We start from the raw sequence: 14,299 nt of genomic DNA, 5'->3' as shown, positions 1-14,299 counted from the left end.
GCCTTGCCCCCGTAGAGTGGACACCTGTTCGTGTCGTTATGCGGCAAGTGTCAGGGTAGCTGACTTCTGTTCGTAGGCGATCGGCGCCTGCTGTCCGTTCGCCGAGTGCCGTCGGCGGGTGTTGTAGCGCGTGGTCCAGCGGAAGACCGCCAGGCGGCAGGCACGGACCCCGTCGAAGTGGCGGGCGCCACGGAGGGTCTCGCGTTCGAGGGCCGCGTTGAACGATTCGGCGAGTGCGTTGTCCGCGCTCGTGCCGACTGCGCCCATGGACTGCCGCACTCCCAACTCGGCGCAGATATCGGCGAATTGACGGGATGTGTACTGGGCTCCGTGATCGCTGTGGAAGACGGCGCCGACAAGGCTGCCGCGGGTGGCGGCGGCTGCCCTGAGTGCGTCGGCGACCAGTTCGGTGCGCATGTGGTCGGCGATCGACCAGCCCACCAGACGGCGCGAGAAGCAGTCGATCACGGTCGCCAGATACAGGAACTCGCCGTCACCCACCGGCAGGTAGGTGATGTCGCCGACGTACTTGGTGTTCGGCGCGCTCGCGCTGAAGTCGCGCCCCAGCAGGTCCGGCACCAGGGTGGCGGACGGTTCGGGCACGGTGGTGACCTGGCGCTTGCGCAGTCGCAGCCCGGCGATACCGAACTTCCGCATCACCCGTCCGACACGCTTGTGGTTCACGCGCTCGCCGTCGTCGCGCAGCTCGGCGGTGATGCGGGGGCGGCCGTAGGTGCCGTCCCACTCGCCGTGCACCGCCCGGATCCGCTCGGCGAGAGCGGCATCGGCCTGCTCACGTGCGGCGCGGGCCTCGCGGCCGGCCCGCCACTTGCAGAAGCTGGAGCGGGCGACTTCCAGCACCTGACACAACCGCTTCACGCCCCAGGCGCGGTGGTGGTCCTCAATGAACTGGCAGCGGTTCACCAGTTCATCTCTGCGGCGAAAAACTTGGTCGCCTTGCGCAGGATGTCCCGTTCGGTGGCCAGTTTCTGGTTCTCCTTGCGCACAGTCTTCAGTTCCGCGCGCAGGGCCGCTATCTCGGCCTCCAGCTCCTGCCTCGTGGCCTCGCTCACCGGGACGTCCTTCGTGTACGTGTTCGTGGCACCGCTCTCGCCGCGGCGGGCCCGCTCGGCCCGCACCCAGTTGCGCAGCGTCTCCCGGCTGATCCCCAGATCCTTGCCGATGCCCTCGAAGGTGTGGCTTGGGTCCGACAGGTACAGCGCGACAGCGTCCGCCTTGAACTCGGGCGAGTAGACCTTCACCACCATAAGAGATCCCTCCTACCCGGCCCCTGGCGGGGCCGGGCTCAGAGGTGTCCACCACTCGGGGACAGGTCCCGACCATCCACCACAAAAACGACTAGAGCTGTCCCGGACCGTGAGGACGCCGCGTCAACGCGCGCAGTTCACCCATTGGTCATCTTGAGTACTCCTTGAATTACCTCGCAATTCTCAGCTGCTTCTCACATCCCACCGGTTTTGTGTCCTGCGTCGCCCGATCGGGCCGTACGACGAAGGAGGCGCATGGTGGCACTACCGGTGACCACGTGGCGGAAATCCGAGAGCCGGGGGGAGGAGCAGCCCCCGGCAGAGGAACAGCCGTTGCACGTGGCCAGCAGGCTGCACTCGTTCAACCGGTTCGAGCTCAAGTACCTCGTACCGGTCGAGGAGGCGACCGAGATCCGGGACGAGCTGGCCGAGCGGATGGACCGCGATCTGAACAGCCCGGTCGGCGGGTACGGGGTGTGGAGCCTGTACTACGACACACCGCAGCTGCGGTTCTACTGGGAGAAGATCGAGGGCCTGAAGTTCCGGCGCAAGCTGCGCATCCGCCACTACGGGAACCTGGACGGGGTGACCGACGAGTCCCCGGTGTGCGTGGAGATCAAGCAGCGGGTCAACCGGGTCACACAGAAGCGCCGTATCACCCTCCCGTACGGCGTCGCCCGCCAGTTGTGCGACGGCCGGGAGATGGTGGAGCACTCCGCCAGGGAAAGCGCCTTCATCCAGGAGGTGCTCGAACTCGTCGTACGACTGAATCTGCAGCCGACAGCGATCACCGGCTATCAGCGCGAGGCGCTGGTCGGCCGGGCCGCGGACACCGGGCTGCGGGTGACCTTCGACCGGCGCATCCGCGGCCGGGACCGGGACTTCCACTTCGGCACGGAGAACCCGGAGAACCGCTTCACCATCCCGCCGCACCTGTCGGTGATGGAGATCAAGGTCAACGAGCGCACCCCGTACTGGATCACGGACCTGGCGGCCCGCCGCAACCTCAGCCTGATCCGGGTCTCCAAGTACGTGCAGTCCATCGAGGCGTTCGGGCTCGCACCCCGGTCCGTCTTCCACGTCCACGAGGCCGACCATCCATCGCCTCACACCCCCACCACGAACAGGCTGTCCGAGCAGCCGTCGGCGCGTCAGGCGCCCTTGAAAGCAGGAGCACAGTGAACTTCGATCTGCAGGAACTCAGCGGCACGTTCAGCGTTGCCGATGTCGTCGTGGCCATGGCGCTGTCGTTCGTCCTGAGTACGTTGATCGGTTACGTGTACCGGTACACGCACCGCAACGTCTCCTACAGCCAGTCCTACGTCCAGACCCTCGTCATCGTGGGCATGGTCGTCGCGCTGATCATGCTCGTCGTCGGGTCCAACCTGGCGCGGGCGTTCTCCTTGGTCGGTGCGTTGTCCGTCGTCCGGTTCCGGAACGCGGTCAAGGAGACACGAGACGTCGGCTTCGTCTTCCTGGCCATGGCGATCGGCATGGCCTGCGGCGCCCGCTTCTACACGCTGGCTGCGGTCGGCGCTGTGGTGATCTGCGCCGTCATGCTCGTCATGTTCAAGTTCAACTGGTTCGCCCTCAACGTGCAGCGGCAGGTCGTCAAGGTCCAGGTGCCGGCCGGTGAAGACTACGGCCCCGCCATCGGTGACGTACTGATCAAGTACACCAGCGAGTTCGAGCTTGTGAGCACCGAGACGATCCGCGGCGGCGCGCTGACCGAGGTGTTCTACACGGTGCGCATGAAGAAGGGCACCGAGCCCGCCGACCTGGTGGCCGCACTGCAGGAGCGGACATCGGGCCAGCGGGTGACGGTGCTGACCGGTTACGACTCGACCGACCTGTGATGGCCGGCGGCAGCGAGGCGGCCCCCACGGCCGCTGTGCGCAGGCCGCGGCGGATGCGGGACCGGCTCCCCGTACGGCTGCGGCACCACTGGAAGCCGATCGGCGCCGTCTGCGCGGGACTGGTGGTGATGGTCTATTTCTTCGGCGACGCCCGAGTCTCGCCGTACGTCACCTCCTCCTCCCGCGTGGAGGCGGACGCCATCACGCAGAACGTCGAGGGCACGGTCGACCTGTACGACACCTCGGTCTCCCACTCCATTCAACTGGAGTACGACCAGACCGAATTCACCAAGATGATGAAGGAGTTCCGCGAGGACGGGACCAAGGACTACATCGAGGCCGACCTCACCATCGACGGGGTGTACCTCAAGGACGTCGGGATCCGTCTCAAGGGCAACTCCACACTGTCGTCCCTGCGCGGAAGCGGCCAGGGCAGGCCCGGTGGCGGCCGGACCATGCCCGAAGGCGCCGAGCAGGGCGCCCCGGAGGCGCAGCAGGACGGCGCCACCGGGGGCCGGGACCGCGGCCAGGCCAATGGCGGCGGTCCCGGCGGGGCCGGCGGCATGGGGGGCCTGATGACGAACTACAACCTGTCCGAGAAGAAGCCCGAGGAACTGCCCTGGCTCATCAAGATCGACGAGTTCGTCGAGGGCCGCGCCTATCAGGGCGAGCGGGAGATCTCGCTGCGCCCCGGAAGCAACGGCCAGGTTCCGGTGAACGAGGCCCTCGCGCTGAGCCTGACGGACACCACCGGTCAGAAGAACGAGCGATACGCCTTCACGTCGGTAAAGGTCAACACCCGCCCGGTCGCCACCCGGTTGATGGTCGAGAGCCCGGACACGGAGTACGCGGAGTCCATCGCTGACGGCAACGGCGTGCTCTACAAGGCGCGGGCGGGCGGCAGTTTCGAGTACAAGGGCGACGACCCGACCGACTATGAGGAGTCGTTCGAGCAGCTCAACAAGGTGGGTAGTCAGGACCTGGAGCCGGTCATGAAGCTCATCAAATGGGCAAACGAGGCGTCGGACGAGGAGTTCGAGAAGGAACTCGACCAGTACGTGGACGTCGAGTCCCTGGCGACGTATCTCGCCGCGCAGAACCTGCTCTTGAACTTCGACGACATGGCCGGACCCGGCAAGAACTACCTGCTGTGGTACGACCTGGACACCAAGAAGTTCTCGGTCCTGGGATGGGACTACAACCTCACCTTCAGCGGTGACGCGACCTCGGGCCCGGACGACGACACGGGCATGGGTGGTGCCTTCGGTGGTGGCGCTGGAGATGCCACTGGGCAGGGCCGCCAGGGCACAGGTGGCCAGGCCGCACAGAACACGCCCTCCGGGATGCCGTCAGGAATGCCCGAAGGAATGCCTTCGGGGATGCCCGAGAATCTGCCGGAAGGCATGCCGTCCGGAATGCCTTCCGGTCTACCGGGCGGTCAGAACGGCCAAGGCGGTCAGGGCGGTGAGGGCGAAGGCGGTGGGTTCGCCGGCATGATGGGCCACCCGTTGAAGGAGCGCTTCCTGGACTCGGACACCTTCGATCCCGTCTACAAGAAGGCGTACAAGGAGCTGTACGAGAAGTTCTACGGCTCCGGGACCGCCCTGAAGGCGCTGAACGCCATCGCCGAACAGGCGGGGAAGGCCGGTGCCGACGGCAAGGAGCTGGACTCCGCCGTCGAGAAGCTGCGAAAGACGGTCACCGAGCGTACCGCGGCGCTGGCCAAGAACAAGGAGGTGACCGGCTGATCACCGGCGCCCGGACGGCAGTCCCCCGTGGGGCGCCGTCCGGGCCTTCGGCACACCGCGAACGCCTCACGAGCAAAGGAAGGTCCATGCCCGTCGCGCCCTCGGCGCTCGCGCCACCCCAGCACAATGTGCTTGTCGTCGAAGATGACCCCAGCATCCGCACCCTGCTCACTTCCGCCCTGCACGCCGCCGGCTACTCCGTGAGCACCGCCGACACGGGCCAGACCGCCATGTTCGAGGCCGGCCGCGGTCAACCCGACCTGATCGTGCTGGACGTCGGCCTTCCGGACATCGACGGCTTCGCGGTGACGCGTCATCTGCGGGCTGAGGGCGTCTATACGCCGGTGCTGTTCCTGACGGCGCGTACGGACGTCGAGGACCGCATCATCGGCCTCAGCTCCGGCGGCGACGACTACGTCACCAAGCCGTTCCACGTGCAGGAGGTGCTGCTGCGCATCCGTGCCATCCTGCGGCGCAGCGACATGCCACCGGGCGGAGGGACCAGGACGCCGCCGCTGCGGTACGCGGATCTGGTGCTGGACCAGCAGACCCACGAGGTGCGCCGGGCCGGTCTGCCCATCCAGCTGTCGCCCACCGAATTCCGGCTCCTGGTCTGCCTGCTTGCGCAGCCGGAACGGGTAGTGGGCAAGAAGGAGATCCTGTCCGAGGTCTGGCACTACGACTTCGCCGGTGACGCCCGCATCGTCGACACCTACGTACGCAACCTGCGGCGCAAGATAGACCGGTTCGAACCCCAGCTCATCCAGACGGTCCGCGGTGTCGGCTACTGCCTGCGGGCCGCGCGCCCCGGACCGGGGGCGGCGGCGCTGTGAGGCGGTGGCTGCGCCGGCTGAAACCGCGCTCGCTGCGAGCCCGCTTGGTGCTCGGCGTCACGCTGCTGGCCACCTCGGCGGTTCTGCTCTGTCAGGCGGCATCGCTCGCCCTGCTCCACTCCTGGCTGACGGACCAGGTCGACGGGCGACTGACCCGTTTCCAGCTGGTGCCCCAGCTGTATCAGGACGTGGCCGACGGCCGGACGGCGGCAGGGGCGCCCGGCAGGACGGGCGGCCTCCCTTCGGACTACCGGGTGTACTTCTACGACAGAGGCGGCCACCGGATTGCCGTGTCGCTGAGCGGCGACGGGGGGAGTGCCGGGCCGCGACTCCCGAAGTCGGAGGCGGAACTCGGCCTCGAGAACGGCCGACCCGCCACGGTCGCCGCGACCGACGGTGGCAGCACCTGGCGGGTGATCGCCCGGTCCGGCACCGACGGCACCCGGGTCGTGGTGGCGCTGCCTCTGAAGGAGGTGGACGAGGCGACCTCCCGGATGCTGTGGTTCAGCCTCGCTATCGGGGTGGCCGTCGCAGCGGGGGTAGTCCTCTTCGGCACCCTGGTTGTGCGGCTGGGACTGCGGCCGCTGGTCGGAGTCGAGCGCACTGCCAGGCGCATCGCCGAAGGTGAGTTGGAACTGAGCGTTTCGGACCGGCATGCGGTCACCGAGGTCGGCCACCTCAGCCGTGCCCTGAACACGATGCTCGACCGGCTGCGCACCGCGCTGCGTCGCACCGAGGCGTCGGAGCAACGGCTGCGCCACTTCCTGGCGGACGCCGGCCATGAACTGCGAACTCCCCTCACGTCTCTGCAGGGCTTCGCCGAACTCCTGCTGCAGGAGCCGGAGATGAGCCTGGAACGACGCCAGGAGGCACAGCAGCTGATCGTGCGGAACGCCGACCGGATGAGCCGTCTCATCGAGAGCCTGTCCCAACTGGCCAAGCTCGGTGAGGTACCCGCGACGCGGTGGCAACCAGTCGACCTCCTCTCTCTCGTGGCCGACGGTATCGCTGCCGTCGCCGTGCGACACCCCGGGCGCAGCATAGGACTTGGCACTCTCGCTGACCCCGAGGACGACGCCCGCGTGAACGAGCTGGACGTCGTCGACGCCGTCGGCGACCCGCATCAGCTGGCGCAGATCCTGTCGAATCTGCTCACCAACGCGTGCGTCCACACTCCGACCGGGACACACATCCAGGTGCGCGTCGGCACCTCCCGAGTCCGCCCACACGGGCCGGGCACGACTGGACCGGGCCGTACCAGCGCCAACGCGCCGCTCACACCCGGCACTCAGGTCTGTGTCGTCGAGGTCGCCGATGACGGGGCCGGCCTTGCCGAGTCGCACGCGCGGCGGGTGTTCGAGCGGTTCTACCGCGCCGATTCGGCCGAGCGGGCCGCGGCAGCGGGGTCCGGCCTGGGGCTTGCGATCGCCGCCGGCGCCGCGGAGGCCAACGGCGGCCGTCTGGAACTCGAGGCCAGGCCAGGTGAAGGCTGCACCTTCCGTCTGCTCCTGCCGTATCAGCCCGCCGCTGCAGCCACGGCTGCCCCGGCTCCCCACACCTGCGTATAGGACCGCATCGCTACAAAAGGAGTGCCACCGGTGAAGCTCAGCACCGTACGACTGGGACAAGGCCGTACAGCCGCCGCACGTCTGCAGAAGAAGCACTGCGTGGTGCTGCCCTACCCGGACGTCGGGGCGCTGATCGCCTCCGGCGAGAACTGGCGGGAACGAGCCGCTGAGGAAAGCGGTGAACGCCACCGGCTGGACGACATCTCCTACGCGCCCCTCATCACCCGGCCGAGCAAGATCGTTCGTCTCGGACCCAACTATGCCGCACGGGTACGGGAGACGGGCACCTCCTTCCCCACCGTTCCGGTGTTCTCCGTGCGGCAAGGCGGCCAAGGCGTCGCCGGTGCCCGCGACGCCATCTGCCTGCCGGCCGAGGGACGGAACGTGGACTGGGGCGTGGAGTTGGGCCTGGTGATCGGGTGCCGGACCCGTGGGGTCACCGCCCGGACTGCGCTGCGCCATGTCGCGGGGTACACCGTCGTCAACGGCGTGGCCGCGCGCAGCGACTCGGGAAGCGCCCCCGCGCCGGGCCTGTCCACCGACGTCACCCTGGTGGGCCCCGCCCTGGTCACCACCGACGACGTGCCGATGGGCGGCCGGGGTCTGACGATGAGCTGTGTCATCGACGGGCGGGTCCGCCAGAGGGCGAACACCTCACAGCTGATCTTCGACGCCGCCACCGTCATCGCCCATGTCAGCACCACGATCACGCTGCTGCCCGGAGACCTGATCACGATGGGCAGACCGGCCGGATGCGGCACCGTTGGCGAACCCGAGGTCCTTCTGTACCCCGGTGTGGACATGGTCACCGAGATCAAGGGTGTCGGGGAACTCAGGAACTCCGTGGTGCGGTCGGGTTCGCAGTGAACCGTGGGAGCGTTTTCGGCCATAGATCTGACTCTCTGTCAGTTCCCAGCATTCTTTCCCCGCCTCCACAGGCAGGGCGGCAACTGTGAGGCCGCGGCCCGGACCAGGGCCTCAGAGCCGCAGTCTGCCGTCCCCTCACGCCTGAGGAAGCCATGACTCCCACCCCCCACCTCACCGAGACCACCGCCCGCCCGGAGCGCTTGGCCCCGTTCCAGCAAGTCGAGCGGTCCCTTCACGCTCAGGCCGGTACCGCGACGGTCGACATCGTCGTGCCGGTCTACAACGAGGAACGCGCCCTGCCCGGCTGCCTGCGCACACTCCACGCCCGACTGGCGGCGGACTTCCCCTTTCCGTGGCGGATCACGGTCGCCGACAACGCCAGCACCGACGAGACCCTCGCCACCGCCCGTCGCCTCGCCGACGAACTGCCGGGCGTCGGCGTCGTCCACCTCGACCGCAAGGGCCGCGGCCTCGCCCTGCGCACCGTCTGGGGCGCCAGCGACGCGGACATCGTCGCGTACATGGACGTGGACCTGTCCACCGGCCTCGACGGGCTGCTGCCGCTGGTCGCGCCCCTGGCCAGCGGTCACTCGGACCTCGCCATCGGTTCCCGGCTGGCACCTGGGTCGCGCACGGTGCGCGGACCGCGCCGCGAGTTCATCTCCCGCTGCTACAACGGTATCATCCGGCTCACGCACGGCGTCCGGTTCACCGACGCCCAGTGCGGATTCAAGGCGGCCCGCACCGAGGTGCTGCGGCCGTTGCTGCAGGTGACCCGCGACGACGCGTGGTTCTTCGACACCGAGCTGCTGCTGCTCGCCGAGCACAACGGACTGCGGGTCCACGAGGTCCCCGTCGACTGGGTCGAGGACGTCGATACCCGCGTGGACATCGTGGGCACCGCCACGGACGACCTGCGAGGGCTGTGGCGGATGGCGCGGTTCAAGGCATCCGGCGGCGCCCGGGTCGACGTACCGTCTCGCCCCGCGCCGGCCGCCGAGCACCCCGACGCGGTCCTCGCACCCGCCACCCGACGTGGCGCGTTGTCCTGGGAGGTCGGCTGCTTCCTGGCGATCGGTGTCGTCTCCACCGTCGGGCAGGCCCTGCTGTACTGGCTGCTGCGCGGTTGGTGGAGCCCGGCTGTCGCCAACCTGGTTTCGCTGTTCGTCCTCACCGTCCTCAACACGGAGGCGAACCGACGCCTCACCTTCCGGTACTCCACTGCTCCGCCCGCGCGAGCGCACCTGGGCGCCGGGGGCCTGTTCGTCCTGGGGTACCTGGTCACCTCCAGCGCGGTGCTGTGGTTCAAGTGGCTCGATCCCGGGGCCTCGACAGCCGCGGAGACCGCGGTCCTAGCCACGGCATCCGTCGCGGTCACCTGCGTGCGCTTCGCCGTGCTGCGGCTGGCCGTCTTTACCAGCGCCCCCCGCCGTACCCGTTGACGAGAGCGACTTCCGACATGAGCAATCCCACGCACCTCAAGCCCGTACCGACCGCCTCAACAGCCGACGAATCGCCTGCGTTCGTCCGCTCGCTGCCCGCCTGGGCGGCACCGGCCGCACTCGGAGCGATCCTCGTGCTCGCGGCCGTCCTGTACGGCTGGTCACTGGGCTCTCTGGGATGGGCCAACAGCTACTACTCCGCGGCCGTGAAGTCGATGGGGAAAAGCTGGACCAACTTCCTCTTCGGCTCGTACGACCCGGCCGGGGTGGTCACGGTCGACAAACCGCCGGCCGCGCTGTGGCCGCAGGTGATCAGCAGCAAGATCTTCGGGCTGCACGGCTGGGCGCTGGTGCTGCCGCAGATGATCGAGGGCGTGGCCGCGGTCCTCGTCCTGCATCGCACCGTGCGGCGCTGGGCGGGGGAGGGGGCGGCGCTGGTCGCCGCGCTGGTGCTCACTCTCACGCCCATCACCGTGGCCATCAACCGGGACAACAACCCCGACACGCTGCTCGTCCTGCTGCTGGTGTCCGCGGCGTACGCGCTCACCCGCGCGTTGCAGGCCGAGGGCAGGACCGCGACCTGGTGGCTGTGTGCGAGCGGCTTCCTGATCGGGTGCGGATTCCTCACCAAAATGCTCGCCGCCTGGATGGTCATTCCCGCGTTCACTCTCGCCTGGCTCGTGGGAGGAAGCGGCCCCTGGATACCGCGAGTGCGGCGTCTGCTGGGCGCGGGGGCCATCCTGGCGGCGTCCTCCTTGTGGTGGGTCGCCATGGTCGCCCTGTGGCCGGGCGACCGCCCCTACATCGGCGGCAGCAAGGACGGTTCGGCCTGGGATCTCGTGGTCGGCTACAACGGGCTGGGCCGGGTCTTCGGTTCGAGCGACGGGATGTCCCAGAGCATGGGCGGGTTCGGCGGCGGGTTCGGTGGTGAGTCCGGCCTGGGCCGTTTGTTCAACGCGCAGGTGGGCGGCCAGATCAGCTGGCTGCTGCCGGTCAGCGCACTGGCCTTGGCCGTCGCCCTGGTCGGCGTGGTGATGCGCCGACGCGGCCTGCTGTCCGCCGACGCCCTGCTGCCGGCCTCCGGCTGGCTGCTGTGGGGGACCTGGCTGGTGGTCTGCGCGGCCGTGTACTCGACACAGAAGGGCATCTTCCACCCCTACTACACCACCCAGCTCGCCCCGGCGATCGCCGCCCTGTGCGGCGGACTGACCGCCACCCTGGTCCGTGTCCACCGTTCCGGCGTGCGCTGGGCGCCCCTGGCGGGCGTGGCCGCGGTCGTGGTAAGCGCGGTCTGGGCCGTGGCACTGATCCGCCGCGACTCCGACTGGAACGGCTGGCTGCTGTGGCCGGTCCTGCTGCTCGGCTGCGCCGCGGTCGTCCTGCTGCTCCTCGCGCGGCGGCGCGGCCGGCTGCTGACGGTCGCCGTGGGTGCCGCCGTCGCGTCGGTCCTGGTGGCCCCGGGAGCGTGGGCGGTCAGCGTACCGGGCTCGACATCCGCTATGGGCGGGTCCAACCCGACGGCCGGTCCGATGACGTTCGGCGGGGGCGGCCGGATGCCCCGGCAGAGCGGGAGCGACGGCGACCTTCCGTCGTCGGGGATGCCGTCGGGCTTCCCTGGTGGTGACGCCCCTTCGGGACAGTCCGGTCAGCCCTCCTCCGGCGATGTTCCTTCGGGAATGCCGTCAGGCATGCCGTCCGGTATGCCCACAGGGGGAGCGAACGGCATGCCCGGAGGCTCGACTTCGGGAGACAGCGGCATGCCGTCGTTCCCCGGCGGCGGTTCCGGGAAGGCCCCCAGCGGACGCGGCGGCTTCGGCGGCGGGGAACTCACCAGCGAGCAGCGCAAGATCCTCGACTACGCCGTAGAGCACGCACCTCACGCCCGCATCAAGCTCGCCGTCGAAGGCGGTGCCATGGCGGCCAGCTCCTTCATCCTGGGCTCCGACGAGACCGTCATCGGCATGGGCGGTTTCAGCAGCAGCGACAACGCGCCGTCGGTGGACCAGTTGAAGGAGTGGACGAAGAGCGGGGAACTACGCTACGTCCTGGGCTCCGACACGAACAGCGGCGGCAGGCCGGGCATGACCGGGTCCCGCAACTACAGCAAGCAGCGTTCCGACTGGATCGCCGACAACTGCACCAAGGTTCCGGCATCGGCGTACGGCGGCACGTCGTCCAAGGCGAGCAGCGGTAGTGCGATGGGCTTCGGAGCAGGAGCCGACGTGCTCTACGACTGCGCCGCCAAGTAGGCGACGCCGGAACAACGGGGGACTACACGGGAGAACGGACCAGCATCACGTCATGACCGAGCAGTCCGCAACGACTCGTCCGCGACATCGGCTTCTCGTGGTCGAGGACGAGCCCAGCATCCGCACCCTGCTGGAGGCGACGCTCCGCCTGACCGGATATGAGGTGAGCAGCACCGACACCGGACAGTCCGCCCTCGTCGAGGTCGAGCGCCTGCGACCGCACCTGGTGCTGCTCGACGTGATGCTGCCCGACCTGGACGGCTTCGAGGTGACCCGCAGGCTGCGGGCGGCGGGTGACGAATGTCCGATCCTGTTCCTGACCGCCCGCACCGGCACCGACGACCGTATCCAGGGCCTGAGCGTCGGCGGGGACGACTACGTCTCCAAACCGTTCAGCATCGAGGAGGTGTTGCTGCGTATCGAGGCCATCCTGCGGCGCACGGCACCGGTGGACGCGGCACTGCCACCACCGAGTGTCCTGCGCTACGCCGACCTGGAACTCGACGAGGGCGCTCACGAGGTGCACCGCGCGGGACAGTACATCGCCCTGTCCCCGACCGAGTTCAAACTCTTGGCCTACCTCCTGTCCAACGCCGGCCAGGTGGTGAGCAAGGTCCAGATCCTCGACCACGTCTGGAGCTACGACTTCGCGGGGGACGTCCGGATCATCGAGACGTACGTCCGCTACCTGCGCAAGAAGATCGACTGCTTCGATCCGCCGCTCATCCAGACCGTGCGCGGTGTCGGCTACTGCCTGCGGCTGCCCCGCGACCGCGAGGGGACGCCGGAGCAGTGATCCCGCGCCTGCCCCGGCCGCCCGGCTCGCTGCGACAACGACTGATCCTCGGCGTCACCGTCCTCGCCACGGCGGCGGTTCTGACCTCCCAGGCCATCGGCTACGTGGTGCTCCGCTCCTGGCTGCTCGATCGCGTGGACCAGCAGCTGGTGGAGTTCCATCCCCCGACCCCGGCCTTCAACGACGCCCTCCGTGGCGCATTCCCCGCGCCGGCCGAGCGTTTGGACGTACTGCCGTCGGATTTCCACATCTACTTCTACGACTCCTCCGGGCATCGCCTGAACAACTCCCTCGGCACGGAGGCAAAGCCGGGGCCTCGGCTGACCGATCAGGCGCAGGACCTCGGCTTGCGGGACGGGCACCCCGAAACCGTGTCCGCCATCAGCGGTGACGGCCGCTGGCGGGTGTTGCTCAATCCCGGCCCGGACGGCATGAGCGCGGTGGTCGCCCTGCCGCTCGACACCGTCGACGGCGCCACCTCGAAGCTGCTGTGGCTGAACGCCGTGCTGCTCGCTGTCACGATCGCCGGCCTGCTCGCCCTGGGCCGGTGGGTGGTCAGGCTGGGACTGCTGCCACTGACCAGGACGGAGCGAACTGCCCAGGACATCACCGCGGGCCGGCTCGACCTGCGGCTGCCGGACACCGACGCGCGCACCGAGATCGGACGGCTCGGCCGGGTGCTGAACTCCATGCTCGACAAACTGCAGACCGCCCTGCTGGCCCGAGAGGCCTCCGAGGCGCGGCTGCGCCGGTTCGTCGCGGACGCCGGGCACGAACTGCGCACTCCGCTCACCGCCATCCAGGGCTACGCCCAGCTCGCGCTGCGTCCGGAGCGGCGCCCGGAGCGTGAGCTGCGGGAGGCCAACCGGTTCATCGCGCAGAACGCGGAGCGCATGAGCCTGCTCGTCGACGACCTCCAACTGCTCGCCACCCTGGACCGCGAACCCTCCTACCGCAAAGAACGGGTCGACCTGCTCTCGCTCGTGGCGGACGCGGTGAGCGCGGCCGCCGTCCACAGTCAGTCCCATCCCGTCGACCTGGGCCCGCTGCCCACTCCGGCAGATCCGGGCGGCATCGAGGAACTCGACGTGGCCGAGACCGTCGGCGACCCGCGCCGACTGGGGCAGATCCTGGAGAACCTGCTGTCCAACGCCCGCATCCACACCCCGCCGGGCACCCGGGTCCACGTACGGGTGGGCACGACAGAGACCGGACCCGGAACGGGCGGCACCGACCGGCCGGGACGCACCTCCGCCTCGCCGCCGCTCCCGGAGCGCCTCCCAGTCAGCGTGATCGAGGTGGCGGACGAAGGACCGGGCCTCGCCCCCATCGACGCCGAGCACGTCTTCGAGCGCTTCTACCGGGCCGACCCCGCCCGTTCCCGCAGCCACGGCGGGAGCGGCCTCGGCCTCGCCATCGCCGCGGCCATCGCCCAGGGCCACGGCGGCCGTCTCGAACTCGACACCGTCCCGGGCGCGGGCTGCACGTTCCGCCTGGTCCTCCCCGCAGCCGACTTCGGCCAGGGCCGTTGAAGAGTCGGTGTCTTCAGGTGCCAGAGGTGGTGCGCGGTGCTCGCGCCGGTACGGGCGTGCGACGTTCCGACAGACCGTCGGCCACGCCGCGTCATGGCTGCGCCGAAGGTTGTCAGGCGCAGGCGGCGGGCGGCTCCGGG

Annotated in this window: 11 protein-coding genes; 10 read left to right on the top strand and 1 reads right to left on the bottom strand. The window is 69.1% G+C overall.

The window, feature by feature from the left end:
- Nucleotides 1-36 precede the first annotated feature (36 nt).
- A protein-coding gene (locus ACZ9QC_RS05750; RefSeq protein WP_472919130.1) for an IS3 family transposase occupies nucleotides 37-1,268 on the bottom strand; the annotation gives its coding sequence in 2 pieces (ribosomal slippage) (nucleotides 37-947 and nucleotides 947-1,268; 1,233 coding nt in all).
- Nucleotides 1,269-1,607: 339 nt separating this feature from the next.
- Between ACZ9QC_RS05750 and ACZ9QC_RS05745 the strand changes: the two genes are divergently transcribed.
- The 10 genes from ACZ9QC_RS05745 (at nucleotide 1,608) to ACZ9QC_RS05700 (ending at nucleotide 14,159) form a co-directional block, all read left to right on the top strand.
- A complete protein-coding gene (locus ACZ9QC_RS05745) occupies nucleotides 1,608-2,450 on the top strand; it encodes a VTC domain-containing protein (RefSeq protein ID WP_472921609.1) in 843 nt (280 codons plus the stop codon).
- Nucleotides 2,447-3,124 (top strand): DUF4956 domain-containing protein, encoded by a 678-nt coding sequence (locus ACZ9QC_RS05740; protein WP_472919129.1) that lies wholly within the window; start codon nucleotides 2,447-2,449, stop codon nucleotides 3,122-3,124. The genes ACZ9QC_RS05745 and ACZ9QC_RS05740 overlap by 4 nt, the downstream gene beginning before the upstream one ends.
- The gene (locus ACZ9QC_RS05735; protein WP_472919128.1) at nucleotides 3,124-4,872 is read left to right on the top strand and encodes a CotH kinase family protein; all 1,749 of its coding nucleotides are present in this window, start codon (nucleotides 3,124-3,126) and stop codon (nucleotides 4,870-4,872) included. The genes ACZ9QC_RS05740 and ACZ9QC_RS05735 overlap by 1 nt, the downstream gene beginning before the upstream one ends.
- Before the next feature lie 86 nt (nucleotides 4,873-4,958).
- On the top strand, nucleotides 4,959-5,705 hold the full coding sequence (locus tag ACZ9QC_RS05730; protein WP_467451717.1) for a response regulator transcription factor: 747 nt from the start codon (nucleotides 4,959-4,961) through the stop codon (nucleotides 5,703-5,705).
- A complete protein-coding gene (locus ACZ9QC_RS05725; RefSeq protein WP_472919127.1) occupies nucleotides 5,702-7,273 on the top strand; it encodes a sensor histidine kinase in 1,572 nt (523 codons plus the stop codon). Before ACZ9QC_RS05730 ends, ACZ9QC_RS05725 begins: the two co-directional genes overlap by 4 nt.
- A 30-nt stretch (nucleotides 7,274-7,303) precedes the next feature.
- On the top strand, nucleotides 7,304-8,140 hold the full coding sequence (locus ACZ9QC_RS05720) for a fumarylacetoacetate hydrolase family protein (RefSeq protein ID WP_472919126.1): 837 nt from the start codon (nucleotides 7,304-7,306) through the stop codon (nucleotides 8,138-8,140).
- A gap of 152 nt (nucleotides 8,141-8,292) precedes the next feature.
- The gene (locus ACZ9QC_RS05715; protein ID WP_472919125.1) at nucleotides 8,293-9,582 is read left to right on the top strand and encodes a bifunctional glycosyltransferase family 2/GtrA family protein; all 1,290 of its coding nucleotides are present in this window, start codon (nucleotides 8,293-8,295) and stop codon (nucleotides 9,580-9,582) included.
- A gap of 17 nt (nucleotides 9,583-9,599) precedes the next feature.
- The gene (locus ACZ9QC_RS05710; RefSeq protein ID WP_472919124.1) at nucleotides 9,600-11,831 is read left to right on the top strand and encodes an ArnT family glycosyltransferase; all 2,232 of its coding nucleotides are present in this window, start codon (nucleotides 9,600-9,602) and stop codon (nucleotides 11,829-11,831) included.
- A gap of 52 nt (nucleotides 11,832-11,883) precedes the next feature.
- Nucleotides 11,884-12,627: a response regulator transcription factor gene (locus ACZ9QC_RS05705; RefSeq protein ID WP_472919123.1), complete on the top strand. Its 744-nt coding sequence runs from the start codon at nucleotides 11,884-11,886 to the stop codon at nucleotides 12,625-12,627.
- Nucleotides 12,624-14,159 (top strand): sensor histidine kinase, encoded by a 1,536-nt coding sequence (locus ACZ9QC_RS05700; protein ID WP_472919122.1) that lies wholly within the window; start codon nucleotides 12,624-12,626, stop codon nucleotides 14,157-14,159. The genes ACZ9QC_RS05705 and ACZ9QC_RS05700 overlap by 4 nt, the downstream gene beginning before the upstream one ends.
- The last annotated feature ends 140 nt before the right edge of the window (nucleotides 14,160-14,299 follow it).

It is taken from the genome of Streptomyces sp. HUAS MS02 (assembly GCF_055702265.1).
Note: the sequence above shows the minus strand (reverse complement) of the source record. Positions and strands in the feature narration are given on the sequence as shown.

What these genes read in the sequence shown, in the direction of transcription:
- ACZ9QC_RS05705 (WP_472919123.1), top strand. Translation starts at nt 11,884, where the DNA reads ATGACCGAGCAGTCCGCAACGACTCGTCCGCGACATCGGCTTCTCGTG.
- ACZ9QC_RS05735 (WP_472919128.1), top strand. Translation starts at nt 3,124, where the DNA reads ATGGCCGGCGGCAGCGAGGCGGCCCCCACGGCCGCTGTGCGCAGGCCG.
- ACZ9QC_RS05715 (WP_472919125.1), top strand. Translation starts at nt 8,293, where the DNA reads ATGACTCCCACCCCCCACCTCACCGAGACCACCGCCCGCCCGGAGCGC.
- ACZ9QC_RS05710 (WP_472919124.1), top strand. Translation starts at nt 9,600, where the DNA reads ATGAGCAATCCCACGCACCTCAAGCCCGTACCGACCGCCTCAACAGCC.
- ACZ9QC_RS05730 (WP_467451717.1), top strand. Translation starts at nt 4,959, where the DNA reads ATGCCCGTCGCGCCCTCGGCGCTCGCGCCACCCCAGCACAATGTGCTT.